We start from the raw sequence: 23,484 nt of genomic DNA on the forward strand, positions 1-23,484 counted from the left end.
GAAAGAGTCTGGAATTGCTGATACACTTGAACTAGTGTAAAAGGAGGAATACCGATGGCAGATTTCAGAATGTTTATGAACGATATCGTAACGACTGCTAGGAAGGACCTTACCGATGCAGGGTATATGGAGTTGACAACACCGGAGGAAGTGGATTCCACGCTCAAAAAATCCGGAACGACTCTTGTCATGATCAACAGCGTCTGCGGGTGTGCCGGCGGAATTGCTCGCCCGGCAGCTGCACACAGCCTGCATTATGACAAACGTCCAGACCAGCTGGTGACGGTTTTCGCTGGGCAGGATAAAGAAGCAACCGAAAGAGCAAGGGAATATTTTACTGGCTTCCCGCCAAGCTCACCGTCATTTGCCTTTTTGAAAGACGGCGAGATCGTTACGATGATCGAACGGCATGACATCGAAGGCCATGAGCCAATGGAGGTAGTCAGCAGACTGCAATCATTGTTCGATGAGCATTGTGAAGAAGTTTAATTGAAGTGGTCCCCATCCTTTTGGATGAGGGGCTATTCTGATTGTGATCAAATTTGACGAGGAGCACCATTGTGAAAATAGGTTACCGAACGATCAAAACGGCGGTTGGGACACCGCTGGCGATATGGATAGCGGAGCTTCTGCAGCTGGATAACAGTGTGTCGGCAGGTATCCTGACGATTCTGTGCACCCAAGTGACGAGAAAGAAATCTTTTCTGGCTGCTTGGCATCGAGTGGCCGCCTGCCTACTGGCAATCATTCTGTCATTCTTGCTTTTTGAGACAATCGGCTTTCATCCAATAAGTATTGGAATATTGCTGCTCGTTTTCATTCCGATCACTGTGATGCTGCGTGTCTCGCCAGGTATTGTATCAAGTGCAGTCATCATTTTGCATTTATATAATTCCCATGAGATTACGCTCGATTTGATTGTGAATGAACTCATCCTTATTTCAGTCGGGATTGGGGTGGCACTCATCGTGAACTTGTATATGCCCAGCCTGGAAGCTACAATCCGGCGGAAGCAGGTCATACTGGAACGGAATTTTACCAAGATTCTGAAAGAAATTGCCCTGTATCTCCGGGAAGGGGATCAATCATGGGCCGGAGAAGAAATCACACAGACCGAAAAGATCCTGAAAGAAGCGAATCAACTAGTTGGCAGGGATGTGGAGAACCATGTGCTCAGATCGGAGCATCCGTACCATGATTATTTCGAGATGCGCACGAAGCAATTCGCCATCCTGAAACGGATTTTGCCTCTTGTAAGCAAGCTCCCGGAAACATCCTATTCGCAATGCGAGCAGCTAGCCCATTTCTTTTCCGGTCTGGCTGATTCGGTCCATCCCGGTAATACCGCTGTTTTATTCTTGGAGGAACTGAATGCTTTACGGGAGTCCTTCGATGAAGATCCTCTGCCGAAGACGAGGGAAGAATTCGAGACGCGTGCTCATTTGTTTCAGTTGTTGTACGAAATGGAGAATTATCTGGAGTTGAAGCAATCGTTCAAAGAAAGCGATGTGCAACATAGAATTAGACAGAAGGTGCAACAATAAGGACATCACCATGTAAAAGAGGGATGTCTAATGCGTTCGCTGCTCATTGCCTTCACCTGTCTGACCATTTTGTCTCCGTTATGGCCATTCGGTGAGAATCCCGTGCCCGGAAGCCCGCTCATCATCGTCAATAAAACGACGAATCAGCTTGCATTCGTGAATGAAGGAAAAGTGGTCAAGGTTTATCCGGTCGCGACAGGAAAGAAGCCGGAATCGACGCCGGAAGGGATATTCCTGACCCTTTTCAAGACGGAATACCCGGGTTATTCGCGGAAAGGAATCCCCGGCGGGGATAAAGACAATCCGCTCGGCAGCAGATGGATCGGCTTCAATGCCAACGATACGCAAGGGCGTACTTTCGGTATTCACGGAACGAACAGGCCTGAGTCGATCGGTACCCGTGTTTCGGCCGGCTGCATCCGTATGCGGAATAGTGATGTAGAGGAGTTATACGAACAAGTTCCATTAGGGACAAAGGTGCGTATTGTGACAGGCTGGAAGTCTTTTGAGGCAATCGGGAAAGAAGACGGAGCTATTTTGTCTATTAAAAGACAAGATAGCTCAGGCTGATTGCCAATGTGGAAATGAGCATTGTGAAAATCATCAAGTAAACCATGAATTTCATGGCGACACTTTGCTTTGATCTTTTTTTCTTTTGTTTAGCCAATGTTAAGGGGCCCCCTTATCTGTTTATGTCCATTGTACAGCGAAGCAGCTAAGGGGACAAGGAGAAACCAATAAATAGAATAGGAGTACATAATCATGATCAAAATCAATGAAGATCGTTTAGTCGAAGAGTTCCTGGAATTGGTTCAAGTCGACTCGGAAACTGGTGATGAAAAGGAAATAGCCGAAGTACTGAAAAAGAAATTCACCGACTTGGGTGTAAAAGTCCAGGAAGATGATTCGATGAAAGAAACAGGTCACGGCGCAAATAACCTTGTTTGCACTTGGCAGGGGAATATCGATTCTGCTGAAACAATCTATTTCACATCCCATATGGACACAGTCGTACCCGGCAAAGGAATCAAACCACAGATTAAAGACGGATACATCACCAGTGATGGTACGACGATTCTTGGCGCGGATGATAAGGCAGGGCTGGCAGCAATCCTTGAAACAATCAAAATTTATGATGAGCAGGAAATACCGCATGGCACAGTCCAGTTCGTCATCACAGCCGGCGAGGAATCCGGGCTTGTCGGCAGCCGGGCACTTGATGCGTCCTTGCTGACTGCTTCATTCGGATACGCGATAGATAGTGATGGCCCGGTAGGTGATATTGTTGTGGCTGCTCCCACGCGTGCGTCCGTAATTGCCAAAGTATTCGGTAAGACTGCGCATGCAGGTGTAGCACCTGAAAAAGGAGTTTCGGCAATCACGGTGGCAGCTAAAGCCATCTCCAACATGCCGCTAGGCAGAATCGATGAAGAGACAACGGCCAATATCGGCAGTTTCGCTGGTGGAAAACAGACGAATATCGTTTGCGATTACGTGGAAATCCTTGCAGAAGCAAGATCACTGGAAGCAGGAAAAATGGAAGCACAGGTACAGAAGATGAAGCAAGCATTCGAACAAACGGCTGAAAGCATGGGTGCGCGTGCCGAAGTGGAAATCAAAGTGGAATATCCCGGTTATAAACAGCAAGCGGGTGACCGTGTTGTCGAAGTAGCACGTGCTGCAGCGAAAACGATTGGACGTGACAGTAACCTGACCAGCAGCGGCGGCGGAAGCGATGCTAATGTGATTGCCGGATTCGGTATCCCGACAGTCAACTTATCTGTCGGTTATGAAGAGATCCATACAACCAATGAACGGATCCCGGTTGGTGAATTGGTCAAGACAGCTCAACTGGTTGCTGCCATCATCCATGAGGTTGCCAATGGCTGATTTATAGGAGGTGCAAGCCTCCTATTTCTTTTGCAAACATGATATAATAAGAACGACAGTTCGCATCGGAAGGAGGGACAGCATGTCAAAAGGTAGGGCGATTTTCCATGTAGATATGAATAGCTTCTATGCTTCGGTCGAGATGGCCTTTGACCCTTCACTGCGCGGAAAAGCCCTGGCCATCTGCGGAAATCCTGCCGAGCGGAAAGGCATCGTCGTAACAAGCAGCTATGAAGCGAGGAAGAAGGGTGTTCGAACGACGATGACACTTTGGGAAGCAAGACGTTTATGCCCGGAATTGCTCGTGCTGCGCCCGAACTTCGATCGTTATCGGAAGGCCTCCAGTGAAATGTTCAAGATCCTGCAGGAAGTGACACCGATCATCCAGCCAGTATCGATAGATGAAGGGTATATGGATGTGACGGATTGCGCCCATTTGGGATCTTCCCTGGAAATAGCACAGATGCTCCAAGAGCGTATTTTGAAAGAATTGGATTTGCCTTGCAGTATCGGCATCGCACCGAATAAATTCCTTGCCAAGATGGCTTCGGATATGAAGAAGCCGCTTGGCATCACTGTTTTACGTAAGCGGGATATTCCTGCATTACTTTGGCCGCTGCCGATTGAAGAGATGTACGGTGTCGGGGAAAAAACGGCAGAGAAAATGCGAACGCTTGGGATCAAGACGATTGGAGACTTGGCCCATAAAGACAGATATCAGCTGAAACGTGTTTTCGGAGTGAATGGGGAAAGGCTGGCCAATCGGGCTAATGGGATCGATGACAGACCGGTCGATCCGGAAGCGGTGAACAGCTTTAAAAGTATCGGAAGTTCACAGACGCTTCCACAGGATACTACCGATGACAAGGAATTGGATAAACTGCTCCGGGATTTATCCAAGAGCGTGGAGAAACGGATGCACCGCAAGGAAGCCATTGCCAAAGGCATTCAGTTGATGATTCGCTACCACGATCGTAAAACGATCACTCGCAGCATGAAATTGCAGCATTTCCTGGAGACGGCAGATGATGTATTCAACCATGCGCAGTCTTTGCTGCAAAAACATTGGAACGGAGATCCGATACGGCTATTAGGTATCAGTGTATTTGATGTGGCGGAGAAGAAGGAAGTAGGTAAACAGCTTGATTTGTTCACATACGAGAAAGAGGCATCGAAAGAAGGCTTGTACGAGGCAATCGATCAGCTTACATCAAAATTCGGGAAAAATCCTTTCCGCCGATTGCATTCAAGTGCATCCGATTCTGTCAGGACGAGTTTTCAGAAGGATTTTCTTGATGATTATAAAAAATAGCAGCGATTCTTAGGAATCGCTGCTATTTTTTTGTATTTCAAAAACGCGCATATCTTCTGCCAGTTCTGTTTCGGGGAAAACGTCCCGGGCTTGATCGACCAGGATGTTTGCTTCCTCCTGATGGTAGCGAGCTGAAATATGTGTCAATATTAATCTTTTCACATTCGCATCTTTCGCTAAGGTAGCGGCTTGCACAGACGTGGAATGTCCGTAGGCTTTCGCCATTTCTGGTTCATCAGCGGAAAAGGTTGCTTCGTGTACGAGGATATCCGCACTTTCAATATCGCCCTTTAGTTCCGGAAGATAGGTTGTGTCACCGAGAATGGCAATTTTTCTGCCGGCCTTGTCCGCCCCGACTACATCTGATCTTCTGATTTGCCGCCCATCCGGCAGTTCAGTAACTTCCTGGCTTTTAATTTGGCGATAAATCGGTCCTGGAGCTATGCCCATCTGCCTGAGCTTCTCCACTTTTAGTTCACCAAGCGTAGCTTTTTCTTCCACGATATAACCGAAACAAGGGATGCCATGGGATAGCTCCACCGCTTGGACCGTCCAGCCTTCATCCTCATAGATTCGTCCAGGTTCGATTTCATGGATGATGAGGGAGTTTGCCACGTGACTTCCGCTGACTCGCAGCGAAACCTCGATGTATTCCTTGATGCCGTGCGGACCGTAAACTTCCAGCTGCAATTCAGGTTGCTGAAAAGAGCGAGTGGATAGCAGGCCGGGCAAGCCATAAATATGATCTCCATGCAGGTGTGTGATGAAGATTTTTTCAATCTTGCCGGGTTTGAGCGGCGAATGAAGCAGCTGATGCTGTGTCGCTTCGCCGCAATCGAACATCCAGACCGCTTGCCGCTCCTGCGGCATCGATAGACAGATACTCGTTACGTTCCGATCTTTGGACGGCAGACCGGCACCTGTCCCAAGAAAATGTAATTCCATAATAAAAGCCTCCTGCAGTTTACCAGCCCCGCTTATACGGGACAGGCGCTTCCAATCTATAGTTCAGCTGTTCGGCTGCTTCGAGCGGCCAATATGGATTCCGCAGCATGGCACGCGCGACAAAGACAAGGTCGGCACGTTCATTTTGCAAAATCTCCTCTGCCATTTGACCATTTGTAATCAATCCCACAGCGGCAGTATCGACAAGGGCATGCTTGCGAATTCGTTCCGCATGGACAACTTGGTAGCCCGGGTAGACAGCAGACGGGCCTTGAGGTACGATACCGCCTGTACTGCAGTCAATCAAATTGACCCCTTGCCGTTTCATTTCAATGCTGTAATAGATGAAATCATTGATGTTATTGCCGCCTTCCGCATATTCTTCGGCTGAAATACGGACAAATAAAGGACCATCCCACACCTGTTTCACTGCATCGAGCACATCGCGCAGGAAACGATACCGATTTTCACGGGCACCGCCATAGTTATCGATCCGTTTGTTTGTCAGCGGGGAGAGAAACTGATTGATCAGATAACCATGAGCGGCATGAATCTCAATCACATCGAATCCTGCTTCCTTGGCGCGGCTGGCTGCCTGTCGGTAGGCGTCGACCAAATCGTTTATTTGATCTTTGGTCAAAGCTTCCGGAGCAGCAGATTCCTCATCCCAAGGCAAATTGCTCGGTGCGACAATCGGATTTTCCGCTTTTGATTTTCTGCCGGCATGTCCGAGCTGGATGCCGCTTTTGGCGCCGTGTGCTTGAATTCTGCTGCTGATAGTCCGAAGTCCTTCGATTTGTTCAACAGACCAGATGCCAAGATCCTGATCGGAAATCCTTCCTTCCGGTGTGACTGCAGTGGATTCCACGAATACAAGTCCAGCTTGTCCGATTGCTCGGCTTTCATAATGGGTGATATGGAAAGGCGTGGCTTTGCCGTCTTTTTCTTCGACGGCATACATACACATCGGGGAAACGACAATGCGATTTTTCAAGGTGCAGTCCTTGTACGTGATAGGTTGAAATAATTTAGGTGTAGCCATTGTAGGACCTCCGATTGTTTGATTAACTAGTGATATAACCTTTTTGCAATTCCAGTGCCCGGTCCGGCACATCCGAGATGATAACATCACAATTTGCCTCAAGAGCACGCAGTATATAAACTGGCTGATTGACTGTATATACCCGAATCGGCACGTGATGCTGCTCGCAGTCCTGAATAAGTTTCCTGTTCAGCAAACGATATTTCGGGTGTAAGGCTTTCGCTCCGATTGCTTCCAACAAAGAGAAAAGCTGACGGGGCCGTCTTGATGTGAGAAAGCCTGTATCAATATCACCATCCAGATCAGATATACGGCGGATGGTGTCTGCATGAAAGCTTGATATGGTCGTCCTGTCTCTCATCCCATGATTCCAAAGATGCTGTAAGACGATCTCCTCGATACCAGGGTATGGATACTTATTCGTTTTCAGTTCCAGATTGAGAAGCATCGGGGTCTTTTTTATCCATTGCAGAAACATATCTAATGAAATGATTTTCTCACCAGCATAGTCACGGGAAAACCAGGCGCCAGCATCAGCTTGGCACAATTCTTCGTATGTAAGCTTTCGAACCAATCCGCGTTTATTCGTCGTGCGATTGATGCTTTCATCATGAATGATGACAGGTACCTGGTCTTTCGTCAGCTGCACATCGGTTTCGATCCCGTCAGCCTGCATCAATTCTGCCAGCCGAAAAGCGGCCATCGTATTTTCCGGAGCATAATTGCTGGCACCGCGATGTGCAAAGATTTTGGTAGACATGGTTTCACCCCGAACTTGAACGTATAGTTGAATTGTGCGAGAAAATAAAGCAAAAGTCAATTTGAAAGGACGTGCACGCATGAAACAATGGCAAACGAAGGATGAATTGATTGCATTGCTGGCAGAGCTCGTGGAAATCGGGAGCATCACCGGTTCTCCTGAAGAAATTCGGTTTCCGGAACATATTTATGCACTCCTCGAACAAAAATCCTACTTCCAGCGCTGTCCGGATCACTTGAAGCTCCATCCGCTGAAGGATGGCCGTCAGCTTCTTACGGCATTTGTAAAGAAAACGGATAAAAAAGATACCATCATCCTGCTGAGTCATTTTGATGTCGTCGGTACGGAGGATTTCGGCACCTTCCAGCATCTTGCCACCAAGGTGCACGACCTGACTGCTGCTTATCAAAATGGCGGCGTGGAGCTGCCAGCACAGATCAAAAGCGAAATCCAGCAAGGAGAATGGCTATTCGGCAGGGGAACGATGGATATGAAAGCCGGCCTCGCAGTCCATTTATCCATGCTGGAGCGTGCGATGGATGATGCATTCGACGGCAATATCCTATTGTTGACCGTACCAGATGAAGAAGTGAACTCTGCCGGTATGCTGCGTGCGCTCGAAGTTCTGCAGCAGCTGCAGGCAAATGAGGACCTGGTATATAAATTATGCTTGAACGGCGAACCTGTGTTCAGCAAATACCCAGGTGATACCGGTAATTATCTGTACAGCGGGTCGATTGGTAAAGTGTTGCCCGGTTTTTTCTGCTATGGCAAGGAAACACATGTCGGAGAACCTTTCGGAGGTCTCAATGCCAATTTGATGATCAGCTATCTGTCACAGGAGCTGGAATTGCAGGAATCCTTCATTGAAGAAGTTGATGGGGAAGTAACACCGCCGCCGGTAAGCCTCATGCTGCGGGATTTGAAAGAGACGTATTCTGTGCAGACTCCTGTTTCGGCAGTTACCATGTACAATGTTTTATTTTTGGAACAATCAATCCAGGAAATCAACTTGAAATTGAAGCAGGCGATGGAGCGGGCGGCCCGAAACATCGAAAGCCATTATCAGCATAAAGCTTCGTTGTCTGCTGCAAAAACGAATTATTTTCATCCGACATCTTTCAAAATTAAAACGATGTCTTATGAAGAACTTTATGCGTATGCTGTCAAACGGTTCGGAAAGTCCGAGGTCGAAAGGAGACAGAATCGGCTCGTGACGACGAGGAAGGAAGGGGATCGGGATTTCTCCACAAAGCTTGTCAAGGAGCTGGTGAGCATGTGCCACGACTTGGCGCCCATCATCGTCCTGTTCTATAGTCCGCCTTTTTATCCTGCCGTCTCTTCCAAGAAAAATCCATATGTACGCCGTTTGATTGCTGACATCCAGTCAGAAGCAAAGAATAGCTTTGCAGAGGAATTGACAGAGGTTCAGTTCTTCCCAGGCCTGTCAGATTCCAGCTTCATCGGAAAGCCGACTTCCCAGACGGCGATACAGGATTTAATACAGAATATGCCGCTGCAGCAGAAAGGTTTTACGCTGCCGGCTGATTTAATGGAAGGTTTACAAACGCCAGTGTTGCATTTGGGACCGTATGGAAAAGATGCACATCAGTGGACAGAACGCCTGGAAGTTACCTATAGTTTTGGCAAGCTGCCCGACTTGATGGAAAAAGCCATCCAATTTGCATTCCGTACATAATCATTGCTGCAGATGGGTAAACAGAAAGAGGTACAGCATATGCAAGTAAACAATAAAACCATGTTGATTACCGGGGCCTCAAGCGGACTTGGACGTAAACTGGCTGCAGAAGCAGCAGCTAGCGGCTATCGCTTGCTGCTTGCGGCAAGATCCGAAGAAAAGCTGAAGCAGCTAGCTGCCGAGCTTAACGACCGTTTTCAGGTAGATGTTTTTGTATATCGTGCAGACTTGAGTGATTCGAAGGAATGGCGTGCTGCCCTGCAGCGCATCGTGTGGGAGAATCAACGTATTGATGTATTGATCAACAATGCAGGTGTCGGTTATTTCCGTCATTTTGCTGATACGGAAATAGAACAAATGGAAACGACGATGCGTGTCAATTCCTTGGCTGCTATGGAAGCAGCTGCAGCAATCATTCCAGGAATGCTGGTGCACGGAGCGGGGCATGTGATCATGATCGGATCGATGGCTGGGAAAGTAGCCACTCCGAAAGCGGCGGTCTATGGAGCGAGCAAACATGCTATCATCGGCTTCAGCAATGGTCTGCGGCAAGAACTGAAGCCGCAGGGGATCAAAGTGACAACCGTGAACTTGGGACCGATGGATACGAACTTTTTTGACACGGCAGATCCAAGCGGGCGTTATCGGCAAGCAAGTGCCAATTATATGCTGCAGCCTGAAAAAGTGGCTAGCAGAGTTATTGCCTGTATTGGAAAAAACAAGCGTGAGATCAATATGCCGGGCTGGATGGGCATTGGCAGCAAACTGTATCAGCTTGTGCCCGGATTGGCTGAGAAACTGCTAGGCAGTCAGCTGAGCAAGAAATGAAGGAGGAAGGCAATATGAAATTGACGATAACAGAAACGGCTTTGGAAAAAATACAAGCATTACAGGATGAGGCGCATCGTTATATCGTTTTATATTATGACACGGTTGGAATTGGCTGTAAATTGAATGGAATTCCGACAGTGAGGCTGGCGGAAGAACCGCGTGCGCGTGATATAAAGGTTGAAAGCGAGACGATACCAGCGTTAGTGAACGTCCAGCAAGAAGTGTTCTTTGCTGAAGAGGTGAAACTCGATTTCAGCAATAATGTATTCCGTCTTTCCAGTAAAGAAGGATTCTTGAATGCATTGATACCGCAAGCGCATTTGACACAATCTGATTTTCTCGATAAAAAAGCGGAAGCTGGCAGGGGAGATTCCTGCTGACTTCCGCTTTTCCTTTATCTGTGATTTTCATATTGAATCGGACGGGTAATTTGCTTGAGTTTTTCGTAAACCGCCTCTGAAAGATGATCACCAGAAAGCGTGGCATTTTCGTTTACCTGCTCCAAAGAACTTGCTCCCATTACGGCACTAGCCAAAGCCGGATGCTGCAGCACATAACGCACGGCCAGTGAGGTAGCGGAAGTCTGCTCCTGTTCAGCCAAGACACCAAGTTTTTCACTTACTGCCAGAAGGTCCTCATAACTGTGGGACAAATATCCTTCCGCACCTTTTCGTTTCACTTTCTCGCTTGCCTTGTGACTCAGCATACCTTTGGCAACACTTCCGCGTGCAAAAACACTGATATTGTTTTCTTCCAGCAGCGCAAGTACGTGCTCCTCAGGCCTTCTGTCCAGCAAACTGTACTGCATCATGACACTGACGATATTAGAGCGCTTTACATATTCACGGATGACATTCGGGCGAATGGAGGAGATACCATAATAGCGGATCAATCCTTCTTTTTTCAATGTTTCAAAGGCATCGATCGTTTCATCGACATTGTCTTCCATGGTGCCGCCATGGAGCTGATAGAGATCCAAATAATCTGTTTGCAACCTGCGGAGGCTTTCCTTAATTTGTGATACGATATATTCCTTGCTTGCATCCCAATGCCATGACTCTTTGCCAGGATCCAGCCTGTTACCGACTTTGCTGGCGAGAATCACCTTATCTCTGCGACCTTTAAAAGCTTTTCCGACAATTTCTTCATTTCTTCCTTGATCATATAAATCGGCTGTATCAAAGTAATTGATGCCAAGGTCTTGCGCTTCATGCAGCAGCCGGATACCATGCTGCTCATCTGTTCCGATGCTCATCGTCCCGAGTGATATTTCGGAAACATAAAGGTCGGAACTGCCTACACGTCTTTTCTGCATTGCTTAATCCCACCTTCCTAAATATTCTACCTTCTCAGTGTAAGCGTAAGCAGGTCAACAGACAACTTATGTGTCCCAGCCGACCTGTGGTAAGATGGAAGTAGCGAAATAAAGGAGTGTACATAATGAAAAAATTCGAAGAAAAAACGATAGAGACATCTTCCATTTATGATGGCAAGGTCATTTCGTTGAGGGTGGACACTGTGTCCTTGCCAGACGGGAATACTTCCAAACGGGAATTGATCAAGCACCCGGGCGCAGTGGCAATCATACCGATAACGAAGGAAGGTAAAATCATATTTGTAGAGCAATACCGGAAAGCACTGGAAAAGTCGATTATCGAAATCCCTGCAGGGAAGCTGGAACCTGGTGAAGCTCCGGAAGTGACCGCCGTGAGAGAGCTTGAGGAAGAGACAGGCTATACAACTAATAAGCTGAAGAAGCTAGGTTCGTTTTACACTTCCCCGGGTTTTGCCGACGAATTGCTTCATGTATACGAAGCGGATGACATCGAACTTTTACCTGAAAGAATTGCTGGTGATGAAGATGAATTCGTCGAACTGATGGAATTGACTTTGGAAGAAGCGGAAGCACTCGTGGCCGAAGAACGGATCCATGATGCGAAAACGATGTACGCCCTGCTTCACCTGCGATTGAAAGGATAGGAAAGTAACAGTTCTACTAGACAAGCTTCCGTCATAGATTCTAGTAACTAGACTAGAATACGGAGGAAGATACGATGAAGCAGCGGGAGTTTATTCTTATTCATCATCTGAAACAGCATGCGACAAGCTACTTGTTCATGCTTGTTTTATTCCTGATTGGAATCATTTTCGGGGCAGTCGTTGTCAACAGCATGAATTTCACGCAGAAAGAAGATCTTTTTTATTACCTAGAACGGTTTTTCGCTCAGCTTCAGCAAGGGCAAGCGATCAGCAAGCAGGAGATTCTCCAGTCGAGTTTCCTTGCTCATCTTAAGTTCCTGTTGTTTCTATATATACTCGGTCTATCCATCATCGGCATCCCGATCATATGGATGCTGCTGTTCAGCAAAGGGCTGATGATGGGATTCAGTGTCGGATTCCTCGTCAATCAGCTCGGCTGGAAGGGACTTATGCTGGCAGCAGCATCTGTAGCACCACAAAATCTTGTGATCATACCGCTTTATCTGATTGCCGGAACAAGTGCGATGCTGTTTTCTGTGACACTTTTGCGCAAACTGATCGCCAAGCGGTCCCCATTATCATTAAGGCGCTATTTTTTCCAATACAGTACCATCTTCTTGATGCTTATTGTCGGTTCAGCTGCAGCCACGTTGATTGAAACTTTTGTTGCGAACCCGCTCCTTTCCATGCTTGTGAATGATTTACTGTAAATGTTTTATTAAGAATGATTATAATTAGCTATTTATAATAATTATAATTTGACACTTTTTTCGTAATCGGTATATAATGAGTGTGGGATTACGAGGGAGGAATTCACTTGGAACACCGCATTGAACGCATAAAGAAGCAATTACATGCGCAGAGCTACAAGCTGACACCACAGCGGGAAGCAACGGTACGTGTGCTGCTGGAGCGAGAAGAGGACCATTTAAGCGCTGAAGACGTCTACCTCCTCGTAAAGGAAAAAGCACCGGAAATTGGCTTGGCTACTGTTTATCGGACACTGGAATTATTATCAGAACTGAAAATCGTTGATAAAATAAACTTTGGGGACGGCGTTTCCCGCTACGACCTTCGAAAAGAAGGTGCCACGCACTTCCATCACCATCTTGTCTGCATGGAATGCGGATCTGTCGAGGAGATTGATGAGGACTTACTGGAGGATGTCGAAAAAATCGTCCAGAGTGACTGGGGATTCAAAGTGAAGGATCACCGTCTTACCTTCCATGGTATCTGCCGTGTCTGTCAAGCCAGTGAGAAGGAAGGACAACTCGAAGCAGCTGCCGTTCAGGTGAATCGAACATCATAAGCAAACGAAGCCTTTCCAAGTAGATGGAAAAGGCTTTCTTTCGTTTCACTAACCATTTTACAAAACAACGGGAATGAGGTAACGTTATCCTGTACGTATAATTTTCCCTTTCTTTGGCATAGTCTGTTACAAAGACAAGTCAGGGAAAGGAGAAGTGTTCATGAAACGATTCATCTTCGACACCGGTAAGCTTTTGCTTGTATTTGTCGCTTGCTCTGCATTCTTTTATTTCGGTTTGCGGTTCATCCATAGTGAATACGAGAGCTATCACCGCTATGACCCGCCAGAGGGAAATGCAGTGAAAGTGGCAGCGATGGAGCAGGAAAGCTTAGTGGATAGGATGACGTTATTTTTCCGGTTAGGGGAGTAGGGTACATGCAAGAAGCATTGGATGACTTTATCCATTATTTGCAGATTGAACGGGGCCTTTCGGAGAATACACTTCAATCCTACGCCCGGGATCTGCGTACATATGCAAGATATCTCCAGGAAAACGAAGTACGTGAGTGGGCACATGTCACCCGTGCCAAACTGACTGCTTATTTACGGTGGCTGCACGATGATGGTAAGTCAGCTGCCACCATTGCACGGACATTGTCCAGCATCCGACTCTTCCATCAGTTCCTGCTGAGGGAATATGGGCTGAAGGAAGATCCGAGCATACATATTGACACACCAAAGAAAGAACGTAAGCTGCCGAAGATTCTTTCATCTGATGAAGTGGACAAGCTGCTGACTTGCCCGGGAACCGACATGCTGACGATCCGGAACCGAGCCATGCTGGAAACTCTGTACGCAACGGGATTGCGCGTATCAGAGCTCTTGGCGTTGGAACTGGATGACCTTCATTTGGAGATGGGCTTTGTTCGCTGTTTCGGAAAAGGATCGAAAGAACGCATCGTTCCGCTTGGGGATATGGCAAAGACACGGCTGGAGGACTATATGAATAGGTCCCGCAAACAGCTGATGAAGTCCAAAGCCAGTGATATTTTATTTGTCAATCACCACGGCAACCCACTGTCGCGTCAAGGTTTTTGGAAAGTACTGAAACAAATAGCCCGTGATGCCGGGATACAAAAGGAAATAACCCCACACACGCTGCGTCATTCGTTTGCGACGCATCTGTTGGAGAATGGGGCTGATTTGCGTGCTGTCCAAGAAATGCTTGGGCATGCCGATATCAGCACGACACAGATTTACACCCATGTGACCAAAACGAGGCTGAAGGATATTTACAAGACGCATCATCCTCGGGCTTAGGCAATAGATTAGGAGGCATTTAACTTGGATTTTAAACGCGTATTTCTTATAGTAATGGATTCTGTCGGCATTGGGGAAGCTCCCGATGCGGAAGCTTTTGGCGATAAAGGGGCCGATACACTGGGTCATATCGCTTCTTATCGAAAGGGACTGAAAATGCCGAATATGGCATCCCTGGGTCTTGGCAATATCAGGGAAGTAGAAGGTATTCGGGCTGCAGCTCAACCGAAAGCTTTCTACACAAAAATGCAGGAAGCATCAAACGGAAAAGATACAATGACGGGTCACTGGGAGATCATGGGCCTTCGTATCGACCAGCCTTTCCGGACGTTCCCGGATGGATTCCCCGATGCACTTCTGGATGAATTGAAACAGCGGACTGGGCGAGGAATCATCGGAAATAAACCAGCTTCCGGTACGGAAATATTGGATGAACTTGGCCAGCAGCATATGGAATCCGGTGATATGATCGTTTATACATCAGCTGATTCCGTACTTCAGATTGCAGCTCATGAAGACATCATCCCACTCGATGAGTTGTATAAAATCTGTGAAATCGCTCGTGAGCTGACATTGGATGATCCTTATATGGTGGGACGTATCATCGCTCGTCCATTCATCGGTAAGCCAGGTGCGTTCGAACGTACATCGAACCGCCATGATTATGCATTGAAACCTTTCGGCAGAACGACGATGAACAGCTTGCAGGATGCAAATTTCGATGTCATCGCATTAGGGAAGATTTCCGATATCTACGATGGTGAAGGTGTGACGAAAGCGGTTCGTACGAAGGATAATGAAGATGGCATGACGAAAATTGTGAAGAGCATGGATGAGGATTTCACTGGTATCAGTTTCCTTAACTTGGTCGATTTTGATGCGAAATACGGACACCGTCGTGATCCTGAAGGATATGCACAGGCGCTGGAGGATTATGACAAACGTCTCCCGGAAGTGTTTGATAAGCTGAAGGAAGACGATTTACTGCTGATCACAGCTGATCATGGCAACGATCCTGTAGCTCCTGGGACGGATCACACACGCGAATATGTGCCGTTGATTGCTTACCATACTGGTATCGAGCAAGGGGAAGAACTTCCATTGCGGAATACCTTTGCCGATATTGCAGCTACTATTGCCGATAATTTCGGTATCGAGAAACCAGAACACGGAACAAGCTTTTTACAAGCATTGATAAAGGGGAAATGAACATGCAGGCAGAAGCGATCAAACAGGCAGCAGACTATATCAAAGAGAAATTGACTGCCGAACCGAAAATAGGTTTGATTCTTGGATCAGGCCTGGGCGTATTGGCCGACGAGATTACAGAAACGACCATTGTACCGTATGGGGATATCCCAGGCTTCCCGGTATCGACTGTCAGTGGGCATAAAGGACAGCTGGTCATCGGGAAGCTGGAAGGAAAGCAAGTCATTGCCATGCAAGGACGTTTTCATTTTTATGAAGGATATCCGATGGAGCTTGTGACACTGCCTGTTCGAGTCATGAAAGCACTTGGCGTGCAGACACTGATTGTCACCAATGCTGCTGGCGGTATCAATGAAAGCTTCAATCCCGGCGATTTGATGCTGATAACCGACCATATCAATAATATGGGCACAAATCCGCTGATCGGACCAAATGATGAAGAATTGGGAGCTCGTTTCCCGGATATGTCTTCTGTTTACAGTAAAGAACTTCTAGGCTATGCCCGCGATGTAGCAGTAAAACTCGGCTTGGGTGTTAAGGAAGGCGTTTATGTAGGTAATACAGGTCCTTCCTATGAAACAGGTGCCGAAGTCCGGATGCTTCGAAATTGGGGAGGAGACGCTGTCGGCATGTCGACGGTTCCGGAAGTCATCGTTGCCAGTCATGCTAAAATGGACGTTCTCGGGATCTCCTGTATTTCCAACATGGCAGCCGGCATTCTTGATCAGCCGCTGACACATGATGAAGTGATGGAGACGACAAGCAAGGTAAGGGAAGATTTTCTGCGTTTCGTAAAAGAAATCGTCAAACAGCTCCCAATAAAATAAAGCAGGTGAACGGAAATGAGAATGGTTGATTTAATCACGAAGAAAAGGGATGGCGGTACGCTTTCCAAAGACGAGATTGTATTCTTCGTCCAAGGTTATACGAAAGGGGATATCCCGGATTATCAGGCATCAGCCTTCTTGATGACTATCTATTTCAATGGTATGACAGAAGAAGAGACAGCTTGGCTGACAGAGGAAATGGCCATCTCCGGGGAGACATTCGACCTCAGCAGCATCGAAGGCAAGAAAGTCGATAAACACAGCACAGGCGGTGTAGGAGATAAAATCACCCTAATCACGGGTCCGCTCGTTGCGGCAATCGGTATCCCGGTTGCGAAAATGTCCGGCCGCGGCCTCGGTCACACAGGCGGAACGTTGGATAAACTTGAATCTTTCCAAGGATTCTCGATCGACTTGAGCCGTGAGCAATTCATGGGACTGGTAAATGAAAACAAACTTGCGGTTGCAGGCCAGACTGGGAATCTTGCACCGGCAGATAAGAAACTATATGCACTGCGAGACGTAACCGGAACAGTCAACACGATTCCGCTTATTGCAAGCTCCATCATGAGCAAAAAGCTAGCTTCTGGTGCAGAGGCAATCGTACTTGATGTAAAAACAGGTTCTGGCGCTTTTATGAAATCATTGGATGAATCCAAAAAATTGGCGGAGACGATGGTCAAAATCGGTAAAAATCTTGGCCGCCAGACTGTCGCTGTCATCACAGACATGAACCAGCCGCTAGGGTTTGAGATTGGCAACAGCAACGAAGTAAAAGAAGCGATCCAAGTATTGAGCGGTGAGAAAATAACGGATCTGCGGGAAATCTCTGTTGAACTGGCAACCCATATGGCGCTATTGGCAGATAAATTCTCAAGCTACGAAGAAGCACGTGCGAACTTGGAGGAATCCTTGGATAATGGGACTGCGCTGGCAGCTTTCCGTACGTTCATTGGTGCACAGGGCGGCGATACAGCGCTTGTCGATGACCCAGAACTTCTTCCGCAGGCGGATTATCATATTGAAGTAAAAGCTCCTGCAGCAGGTTATGTGCACAGCATCGATGCAGAAGGAATCGGAACAGCGGCTATGTACTTAGGTGCAGGCCGTGCGACAAAAGATGATGATATCGATCATGCTGTCGGGATCACGTTGAAGAAAAAACAAGGAGATGCGGTAGCGCAAGGCGAAACGATTGCTATCTTGCATGCACGTGATGCACAGGCTGCAGACTCCGTGAATAAAGTCTTGGCTTCCTATACAATCGATGCCGCCCTGCCTGAAAAAATGCAGCTGATTTACGACGTCATTTCCTGAATCCAAAGCAGTCCTTTTAAGGGCTGCTTTTTTAATGTACAAATTTATTAATAAATCGACTCATTTGGGAGATTCTAACTGTATTACCGTAAACGGAGGAACCTTACAATGAGAAAAATGAGTCTAATCAGTTTGCTGATTGCTTTTGTAATCTGTCTAGGAGTGGTGCCGCCACACGCTTTTGCTGAAAAACAGGAGAAAGAGACGGCCAAATCATCGATATTGATCGAACGTGACACGGGAAAAGTTTTGGCGGGTGAGAATATGGAAGAAGAACTCCCGCCAGCCAGTATGACAAAAATCATGACCATGCTTTTAATCATGGAAGAAATCGAGGCTGGTACGCTAAAGTATGACGAGAAGGTCAGAGTAAGTGAATATGCTGCCAGTATGGGCGGGTCACAAATCTTCCTTGAGCCCGGGGAAGAAATGACAGTGAAAGACTTACTGAAAGGCATAGCTGTCGCATCCGGTAATGATGCTAGTGTGGCATTGGCTGAGAAGATTGCTGGAACAGAAGATGCATTTGTAAAAAAAATGAATGAGAAGGCAAGGGAGCTTGGACTTTCCCATACAAAATTCCAAAATGCAACCGGCTTGCCGGCAGCTGATCACTATTCCACTGCCAAGGATATGGCGCTGATGGCCAGAGCTTTGCTTGGGCATGAAGAAATCACCGAATTCACAAGCATTTATGAGGATTATTTGCGTAAGGATTCTGATGATCCATTCTGGCTGGTCAATACAAATAAGCTGGTAAAATTCTATCCTGGAGTCGATGGTTTGAAAACCGGGTTTACGAAAGAAGCCAGATATTGTCTGACGGCCACTGCCAAGAAGGATGGTATGCGGGTGGTCGCTGTCGTAATGGGTGCTGAAACGCCAAAGCAGCGCAATATCGAAGTGTCCCGGCTGCTGGATTATGGTTTTAATCAATATACGATAAAACAGCTGTATAAACAGGATCAAACTGTTGCCAAGCTTGATATGCTGAAAGCACGTAATAAAGATGTTCCAATTGTTACTGCTGAACCTGTATCGCTGCTTGTCAAAAAAGGGGAAAAGCTTGGTGAATTGTCGTCGAAAATCATCTATCAATCTGAGCTGTCCTTACCGCTCAAAGCCGGCGAACAAGTAGGTGTGCTGGAAGTGAAAGCTGATGGCAAGCTAATTTCTTCCACACCGGTAATCATGAAAGAGGATCTCCCGAAGGCCAGTTATTGGCTGCTGATCAAACGCAGCTTCGATGATATGGTGAAATTCCACTGATCTTGACTAACGCTTGCGGGTTTCTTCTATTTTTGTCACCTGAAAGGTATTCGCCTTTTTCTGCAGAAATCTATAAGCAGATAAAGGAGGAGAAAAGCTATGGGGTTGACAGTCGATTATGAATTGAAGGAATCCATCTTGCTGGCACGTCTTAATGGGGAGCTCGATCATCACACAGCGAGCGAATTGAAGGAAAGCTGGCAGCTTGCCCTGCAGCAGCCTGGCATCAAGCATATGGTCCTGAACCTGGAATCTCTTTCATTTATGGATAGTTCTGGTCTGGGTGTCATTCTTGGCAGATATAAAGAACTGAAAGCAGAAGGTCGGGAAATGGTCGTCTGCAGCCTGACACCGGCTGTGGACAGACTGTTTCAATTGTCAGGTCTTTTCAAGATCATCCGTTTTGAAGAAAATGAGCGCTATGCGCTGGAAACTTTCGGGGTGGTATTATCATGAACACGAATATGATGCGGTTTGCCTTTTCTAGCCAGAGCCGAAACGAAGCTTTTGCCCGTGTGACGGTAGCGTCCTTCGTTTCTCAACTTGATCCGACTATGGACGAGCTGACCGAAATCAAGACAGTCGTATCCGAAGCGGTGACGAATGCCATCATCCATGGTTATAATTCAGACCCGGATCAAATGATTACGATTATTTGCACGCTGTCAGATGATGAAGTGGAACTAATCATTCAGGATGAAGGCGTCGGCATTCCGGATGTGGATCAGGCAATGGAGCCGCTATTCACTTCCAAACCGGATATGGAACGATCCGGCATGGGTTTTACGATCATGGAAAATTTCATGGATCATGTGTATGTGCATTCAGCACAAGGGGAAGGCACAACCGTGACGATGAATAAGCAGTTCAATTCAAGCAAAGCCATGAGTCAGTAGGTGGGGCGGATGGATGTATATTTGAAACAGCAGAAGGCAAAGGAACAATTGACCGATAAGCAAGTGAAAACATACATCCAGTTAAGTCAGAATGGTGATAAAGAAGCAAGGGATATCCTTGTCGAGAGGAATGTAAGGCTCGTTTGGTCTGTCGTCCAGCGTTTCATAAACCGCGGCTATGAACCAGATGACCTGTTCCAGATCGGCTGTATCGGGTTGATCAAGTCGATCGATAAATTCGATTTGGCATATGACGTACGCTTCTCTACTTATGCAGTACCGATGATCATCGGCGAAATCCAGCGTTTCATCCGGGACGATGGCAGCTTGAAGGTCAGCCGGTCGCTGAAAGAGACAGCCAACAAGGTAAGAAAGAAAAAAGAGGAAATGACCAAACTGCTGAATCGTGTCCCGACTATTCAAGAGGTTGCAAAGGAACTGGAGCTGTCACCGGAGGAAATCATCCATGCGGAGGAGGCTGCCAAACTGCCGCACTCTATTCATGAGACTGTCTTCGAAAATGATGGGGATCCGATAACCTTGCTTGACCAGATTGCCGAACAGGATAATAACTGGTTCGATAAGCTTGCCTTGCAGGAAGCAATCCAGTCTCTTGGAGAAAGGGAACGGCTCATTGTGTATTTACGCTTTTATAAGGATCAGACGCAATCCGAGGTTTCCGAACGGCTCGGCATCTCTCAAGTCCAAGTGTCGCGTCTCGAGAAAAAAATATTGGCTGCCATCAAGGAGCAGCTTGAAAAATAGCTTTTGCACATCGTGCAGAGGCTTTTTTTGTTGGCTGGAATTACCAGCATGTTTTCTGGTGCTTTTCCCATACTAAGGACAGAAAGGCTTCTTCATAGGAGAGGTGTATATGCATGCCAGCTATCGTATATATCCGGTTCATTCGGAAAATAAAAACTGCCCCAATGTCCATAATCAAACTCAAGGACATCGCACATATCGCAAATGCAGGGGAGCATAAGGAGCGAATGCTCGACACCGTCATTTACAGGATCAGCGAGAAAGACAGCAATATAGTTGTCCTGGATTGCTTTTCGGTCTTTCAGCAGCTGATGAAGCTGTTCCCGGAGCATGAGCTGCAGTTGATTGGTGCCGAACAGACGATCGTTCATGTCGTGCATTCGACAAAACGAACTGTATGGCCGCTTGTCATCCTCATCTGGCTGCTTTTGTTCATTGGATCTGCCATGACGATCATGAACTTTCATTTTGATGTCAGCATGGAGCCGGTGCAGCAGCAGATTCATTTTCTATTGACAGGCGAAAGACTATTGCATCCGCTTTGGCTGCAAATCCCGTACAGTATCGGCATTGGAGTAGGCATGATCCTCTTTTTCAACCATGTATTCAAAAAACGGTTGAATGAGGAACCGAGCCCGCTGGAAGTGGAAATGCATAAATATCAGAGAGATATGGATGTGTATGTAGCTTATCACGAAAATGATTTGGAACAGCAGCATGTGGATCGCCATAGCTGAAGTGCTGATCGGACTCAGTGCGGGGCTTGCAACAGGTGCAGGTTTTGTTGCTTTTCTTACAGTACTTGGCATCATTCCGAGACTGGTGCAGCTGAGCAAGACACATCGGTTCCTTCTCTCTTATGAAGCAGGTGTCACTGCCGGCGCCTGTGCCGGAACTATTCTCTCTTTCCATTATTTCCATTTCCATGCGCCGATTTTGTGGATTGCTCTCTGGGGTCTCTTGCATGGTATATTCGTGGGCATGCTCGCTGCCGCTTTGACAGAAGTTTTGAATGTTTTCCCGATTCTGACCCGGCGGATCGGGCTGGATGGAAGTTTAATCTGGTTCTTCATGGCAATCGTCCTTGGAAAGATTACTGGATCTTTGTTCCAATGGCTTTTATTTTCCTATTAATCAAAGAGGTGACATCATGGATTCCAAGTTCAAAAAAGAAAATTATAACGACACAGCAAAAACGTATTATCCTAAAGTCCCATACGTCAAAAACTGTTTGAAAGCTTTCTTTGTCGGCGGCCTTATCTGCTTGATAGGAGAACTGCTCACCAAGTTTTATATGCAAGTTTTCGACATGACGCAGCAGGAAGCTGGAACACCGACTGTCACAACATTGATCCTGCTTTCTGCACTATTGACCGGCATAGGGGTATATGATCGCATCGCTCAATTTGCCGGAGCGGGATCGGCAGTACCAGTGACCGGATTCGCCAATGCCGTGACTAGTGCGGCTTTGGAATACAAATCGGAAGGTTATGTACTCGGGGTCGGGTCCAATATGTTCAAACTAGCTGGCAGTGTCATTGTATTCGGGGTTACGGCGGCTTATATCGTCGGCATCATCCGGTTTATATTCAACCAGCTGATCGGAGGGTAAGGAAATGGTCAAAATGGGTAAGCAGTCCTGGACATTGAATCAGCGGGTTTATATCCAGGAAACAGGTACCAGTGTCGGACCAAAGGAAGGGAAGGGCCCATTGGGGCGCTCTTTCGATAAATCCTATGACAACCTGTACTGCGGGGAAGATAACTGGGAAATGGCTGAAAGGAAACTATTGCAGGACTCGATACAAATAACATTAAAGAAAGCTGGTTTGAAGCCGCAGCATATCGATATGTTCATTGCTGGCGATCTATTGAATCAAAACGTGAGTGCCAATTATACGGCACGCGATCTGGATATGTCTTACCTAGGTATGTTCGGTGCCTGCTCCACTAGCATGGAGACATTGGCGATAGCATCCCAATTGATCGATTCCGGAGCAGCGGAGCGAGTTTTGACAGCTGTCTGCAGTCATAATGCAACAGCGGAAAGGCAATTCCGTTTCCCGACGGAATATGGCAACCAAAAGCCAGCAACAGCGACTAGTACAGCGACAGGAGCTGGATGTGCACTAATCAGCCGGGAAAAGAGTCCGATTCGGATAGAAGGTGCAACAATCGGCAAGGTAGTCGATTTCGGTGCCACAAATGCATTTGATCTTGGAAGTGCGATGGTTCCAGCAGCTTATGACACAATCAAACGGCATTTGAGCGATTTTGGCCGTACGCCTGCTGATTATGATTTGATTGTGACGGGGGATTTGTCGAGTATCGGTTCACCGATTCTCAAAGATATGCTCCGCAGTGATGGAATCAACATTGATGCCGTACATAAAGATTGCGGCAATTTGCTTTACAACCAGGATCAGGGAATGCTCGCAGGCGGCAGTGGAACAGCCTGTTCCGCTATCGTGACGTATGCCCATCTTCTGGATGAGATGCGCAAGGGGACGTATAAACGAATATTGGTTACGGCAACAGGTGCCTTGATGAACCCGACAGTGATCCGCCAGAAGGAATCCATTCCAGCTATTGCACATAGTGTCGTGCTCGTAAGGGAGGAGGGATAAGC

The 23,484-nt window shown here is 47.0% G+C and carries 29 protein-coding genes; 24 read left to right on the top strand and 5 right to left on the bottom strand.

All coding sequences use genetic code 11. The features are described 5' to 3' along the window. Positions 1-54: 54 nt before the first annotated feature. The 3 genes from BLQ53_RS15800 to BLQ53_RS15810 all read left to right on the top strand — a co-directional run bounded on the left by BLQ53_RS15800 (position 55) and on the right by BLQ53_RS15810 (position 2,114). On the top strand, positions 55-489 hold the full coding sequence (locus BLQ53_RS15800) for a BrxA/BrxB family bacilliredoxin (RefSeq protein WP_093728279.1): 435 nt from the start codon (positions 55-57) through the stop codon (positions 487-489). A gap of 71 nt (positions 490-560) precedes the next feature. After that, complete coding sequence (locus tag BLQ53_RS15805) at positions 561-1,544, top strand: aromatic acid exporter family protein (RefSeq protein WP_425288312.1); 984 nt, start codon at positions 561-563, stop codon at positions 1,542-1,544. Between the two features lie 30 nt (positions 1,545-1,574). Next, complete coding sequence (locus BLQ53_RS15810) at positions 1,575-2,114, top strand: L,D-transpeptidase (RefSeq protein ID WP_093728280.1); 540 nt, start codon at positions 1,575-1,577, stop codon at positions 2,112-2,114. Here the strand turns inward: BLQ53_RS15810 and prli42 are convergent. Continuing rightward, the gene (gene prli42 / locus BLQ53_RS18780) at positions 2,089-2,211 is read right to left on the bottom strand and encodes a stressosome-associated protein Prli42 (protein ID WP_139180894.1); all 123 of its coding nucleotides are present in this window, start codon (positions 2,209-2,211) and stop codon (positions 2,089-2,091) included. The genes BLQ53_RS15810 and prli42 overlap by 26 nt on opposite strands. Positions 2,212-2,306: 95 nt before the next feature. Here prli42 and BLQ53_RS15815 point away from each other — a divergent pair, with 95 nt between their 5' ends. Continuing rightward, a complete protein-coding gene (locus BLQ53_RS15815) occupies positions 2,307-3,434 on the top strand; it encodes a M20/M25/M40 family metallo-hydrolase (RefSeq protein WP_093728281.1) in 1,128 nt (375 codons plus the stop codon). 82 nt (positions 3,435-3,516) lie between these two features. Further along, positions 3,517-4,746, top strand: coding sequence for a DNA polymerase IV (locus BLQ53_RS15820; protein WP_093728282.1), 1,230 nt, complete (start codon positions 3,517-3,519; stop codon positions 4,744-4,746). A gap of 9 nt (positions 4,747-4,755) precedes the next feature. Here BLQ53_RS15820 and rnz read toward each other — a convergent pair whose 3' ends face one another. The 3 genes from rnz to BLQ53_RS15835 are packed head-to-tail and all read right to left on the bottom strand — an operon-like array spanning position 4,756 to position 7,493. After that, a complete protein-coding gene (gene rnz / locus BLQ53_RS15825; protein ID WP_093728283.1) occupies positions 4,756-5,691 on the bottom strand; it encodes a ribonuclease Z in 936 nt (311 codons plus the stop codon). Between the two features lie 19 nt (positions 5,692-5,710). Next, entirely contained in the window at positions 5,711-6,733 is a 1,023-nt protein-coding gene (namA, locus tag BLQ53_RS15830; RefSeq protein WP_093728284.1) for an NADPH dehydrogenase NamA, read from the bottom strand. Between the two features lie 22 nt (positions 6,734-6,755). Further along, positions 6,756-7,493 carry a glycerophosphodiester phosphodiesterase gene (locus BLQ53_RS15835; RefSeq protein ID WP_093728285.1) on the bottom strand — a complete coding sequence of 246 codons (738 nt, stop codon included), beginning with the start codon at positions 7,491-7,493 and terminating at the stop codon, positions 6,756-6,758. 79 nt (positions 7,494-7,572) lie between these two features. On the opposite strand from BLQ53_RS15835, the gene BLQ53_RS15840 reads away from it, so the two are divergent. The 3 genes from BLQ53_RS15840 to BLQ53_RS15850 are packed head-to-tail and all read left to right on the top strand — an operon-like array spanning position 7,573 to position 10,403. After that, the gene (locus BLQ53_RS15840; RefSeq protein ID WP_093728286.1) at positions 7,573-9,192 is read left to right on the top strand and encodes a M20/M25/M40 family metallo-hydrolase; all 1,620 of its coding nucleotides are present in this window, start codon (positions 7,573-7,575) and stop codon (positions 9,190-9,192) included. A gap of 39 nt (positions 9,193-9,231) precedes the next feature. Next, entirely contained in the window at positions 9,232-10,020 is a 789-nt protein-coding gene (locus BLQ53_RS15845; RefSeq protein ID WP_170829736.1) for an SDR family NAD(P)-dependent oxidoreductase, read from the top strand. Between the two features lie 14 nt (positions 10,021-10,034). Then, positions 10,035-10,403 (top strand): iron-sulfur cluster biosynthesis family protein, encoded by a 369-nt coding sequence (locus BLQ53_RS15850; RefSeq protein WP_170829737.1) that lies wholly within the window; start codon positions 10,035-10,037, stop codon positions 10,401-10,403. 14 nt (positions 10,404-10,417) lie between these two features. On the opposite strand, the gene BLQ53_RS15855 is transcribed toward BLQ53_RS15850, so the two are convergent. Continuing rightward, positions 10,418-11,338 (bottom strand): aldo/keto reductase, encoded by a 921-nt coding sequence (locus BLQ53_RS15855; RefSeq protein ID WP_093728289.1) that lies wholly within the window; start codon positions 11,336-11,338, stop codon positions 10,418-10,420. Between the two features lie 125 nt (positions 11,339-11,463). Here BLQ53_RS15855 and BLQ53_RS15860 point away from each other — a divergent pair, with 125 nt between their 5' ends. The 16 genes from BLQ53_RS15860 (at position 11,464) to spoVAD (ending at position 23,482) form a co-directional block, all read left to right on the top strand. After that, positions 11,464-12,003, top strand: coding sequence for an NUDIX hydrolase (locus tag BLQ53_RS15860; protein ID WP_093728290.1), 540 nt, complete (start codon positions 11,464-11,466; stop codon positions 12,001-12,003). A 74-nt stretch (positions 12,004-12,077) separates the two neighbouring features. Next, positions 12,078-12,713 (top strand): stage II sporulation protein M, encoded by a 636-nt coding sequence (gene spoIIM, locus BLQ53_RS15865; RefSeq protein WP_093728291.1) that lies wholly within the window; start codon positions 12,078-12,080, stop codon positions 12,711-12,713. Positions 12,714-12,820: 107 nt separating this feature from the next. After that, entirely contained in the window at positions 12,821-13,312 is a 492-nt protein-coding gene (fur, locus tag BLQ53_RS15870) for a ferric iron uptake transcriptional regulator (RefSeq protein ID WP_093728292.1), read from the top strand. 160 nt (positions 13,313-13,472) lie between these two features. Then, positions 13,473-13,682: a DUF4227 family protein gene (locus BLQ53_RS15875; protein ID WP_093728293.1), complete on the top strand. Its 210-nt coding sequence runs from the start codon at positions 13,473-13,475 to the stop codon at positions 13,680-13,682. 5 nt (positions 13,683-13,687) lie between these two features. Continuing rightward, entirely contained in the window at positions 13,688-14,572 is an 885-nt protein-coding gene (gene xerD / locus BLQ53_RS15880; protein WP_093728294.1) for a site-specific tyrosine recombinase XerD, read from the top strand. 24 nt (positions 14,573-14,596) lie between these two features. Next, the gene (deoB, locus tag BLQ53_RS15885; RefSeq protein ID WP_093728295.1) at positions 14,597-15,781 is read left to right on the top strand and encodes a phosphopentomutase; all 1,185 of its coding nucleotides are present in this window, start codon (positions 14,597-14,599) and stop codon (positions 15,779-15,781) included. Positions 15,782-15,783: 2 nt separating this feature from the next. After that, positions 15,784-16,608 carry a purine-nucleoside phosphorylase gene (locus BLQ53_RS15890; RefSeq protein WP_093728296.1) on the top strand — a complete coding sequence of 275 codons (825 nt, stop codon included), beginning with the start codon at positions 15,784-15,786 and terminating at the stop codon, positions 16,606-16,608. Positions 16,609-16,623: 15 nt separating this feature from the next. Next, positions 16,624-17,925 (top strand): pyrimidine-nucleoside phosphorylase, encoded by a 1,302-nt coding sequence (locus tag BLQ53_RS15895; protein WP_093728297.1) that lies wholly within the window; start codon positions 16,624-16,626, stop codon positions 17,923-17,925. Between the two features lie 108 nt (positions 17,926-18,033). Beyond that, complete coding sequence (locus BLQ53_RS15900) at positions 18,034-19,194, top strand: D-alanyl-D-alanine carboxypeptidase family protein (protein WP_093728298.1); 1,161 nt, start codon at positions 18,034-18,036, stop codon at positions 19,192-19,194. A gap of 99 nt (positions 19,195-19,293) precedes the next feature. Then, complete coding sequence (gene spoIIAA / locus BLQ53_RS15905) at positions 19,294-19,650, top strand: anti-sigma F factor antagonist (RefSeq protein WP_093728299.1); 357 nt, start codon at positions 19,294-19,296, stop codon at positions 19,648-19,650. Next, complete coding sequence (spoIIAB, locus tag BLQ53_RS15910) at positions 19,647-20,090, top strand: anti-sigma F factor (RefSeq protein WP_093728300.1); 444 nt, start codon at positions 19,647-19,649, stop codon at positions 20,088-20,090. The genes spoIIAA and spoIIAB overlap by 4 nt, the downstream gene beginning before the upstream one ends. A gap of 9 nt (positions 20,091-20,099) precedes the next feature. After that, positions 20,100-20,855, top strand: coding sequence for an RNA polymerase sporulation sigma factor SigF (sigF, locus tag BLQ53_RS15915; RefSeq protein WP_093728301.1), 756 nt, complete (start codon positions 20,100-20,102; stop codon positions 20,853-20,855). A 113-nt stretch (positions 20,856-20,968) separates the two neighbouring features. Next, entirely contained in the window at positions 20,969-21,592 is a 624-nt protein-coding gene (locus BLQ53_RS15920; protein WP_093728302.1) for a stage V sporulation protein AA, read from the top strand. Next, complete coding sequence (locus BLQ53_RS15925; RefSeq protein ID WP_170829738.1) at positions 21,573-21,989, top strand: stage V sporulation protein AB; 417 nt, start codon at positions 21,573-21,575, stop codon at positions 21,987-21,989. Before BLQ53_RS15920 ends, BLQ53_RS15925 begins: the two co-directional genes overlap by 20 nt. A 16-nt stretch (positions 21,990-22,005) precedes the next feature. After that, positions 22,006-22,467, top strand: coding sequence for a stage V sporulation protein AC (spoVAC, locus tag BLQ53_RS15930; protein ID WP_093728304.1), 462 nt, complete (start codon positions 22,006-22,008; stop codon positions 22,465-22,467). Positions 22,468-22,471: 4 nt separating this feature from the next. Beyond that, the gene (gene spoVAD / locus BLQ53_RS15935) at positions 22,472-23,482 is read left to right on the top strand and encodes a stage V sporulation protein AD (protein WP_093728305.1); all 1,011 of its coding nucleotides are present in this window, start codon (positions 22,472-22,474) and stop codon (positions 23,480-23,482) included. The last annotated feature ends 2 nt before the right edge of the window (positions 23,483-23,484 follow it).

It is taken from the genome of Terribacillus halophilus (assembly GCF_900101385.1).
Lineage (GTDB): Bacteria > Bacillota > Bacilli > Bacillales > Amphibacillaceae > Terribacillus > Terribacillus halophilus.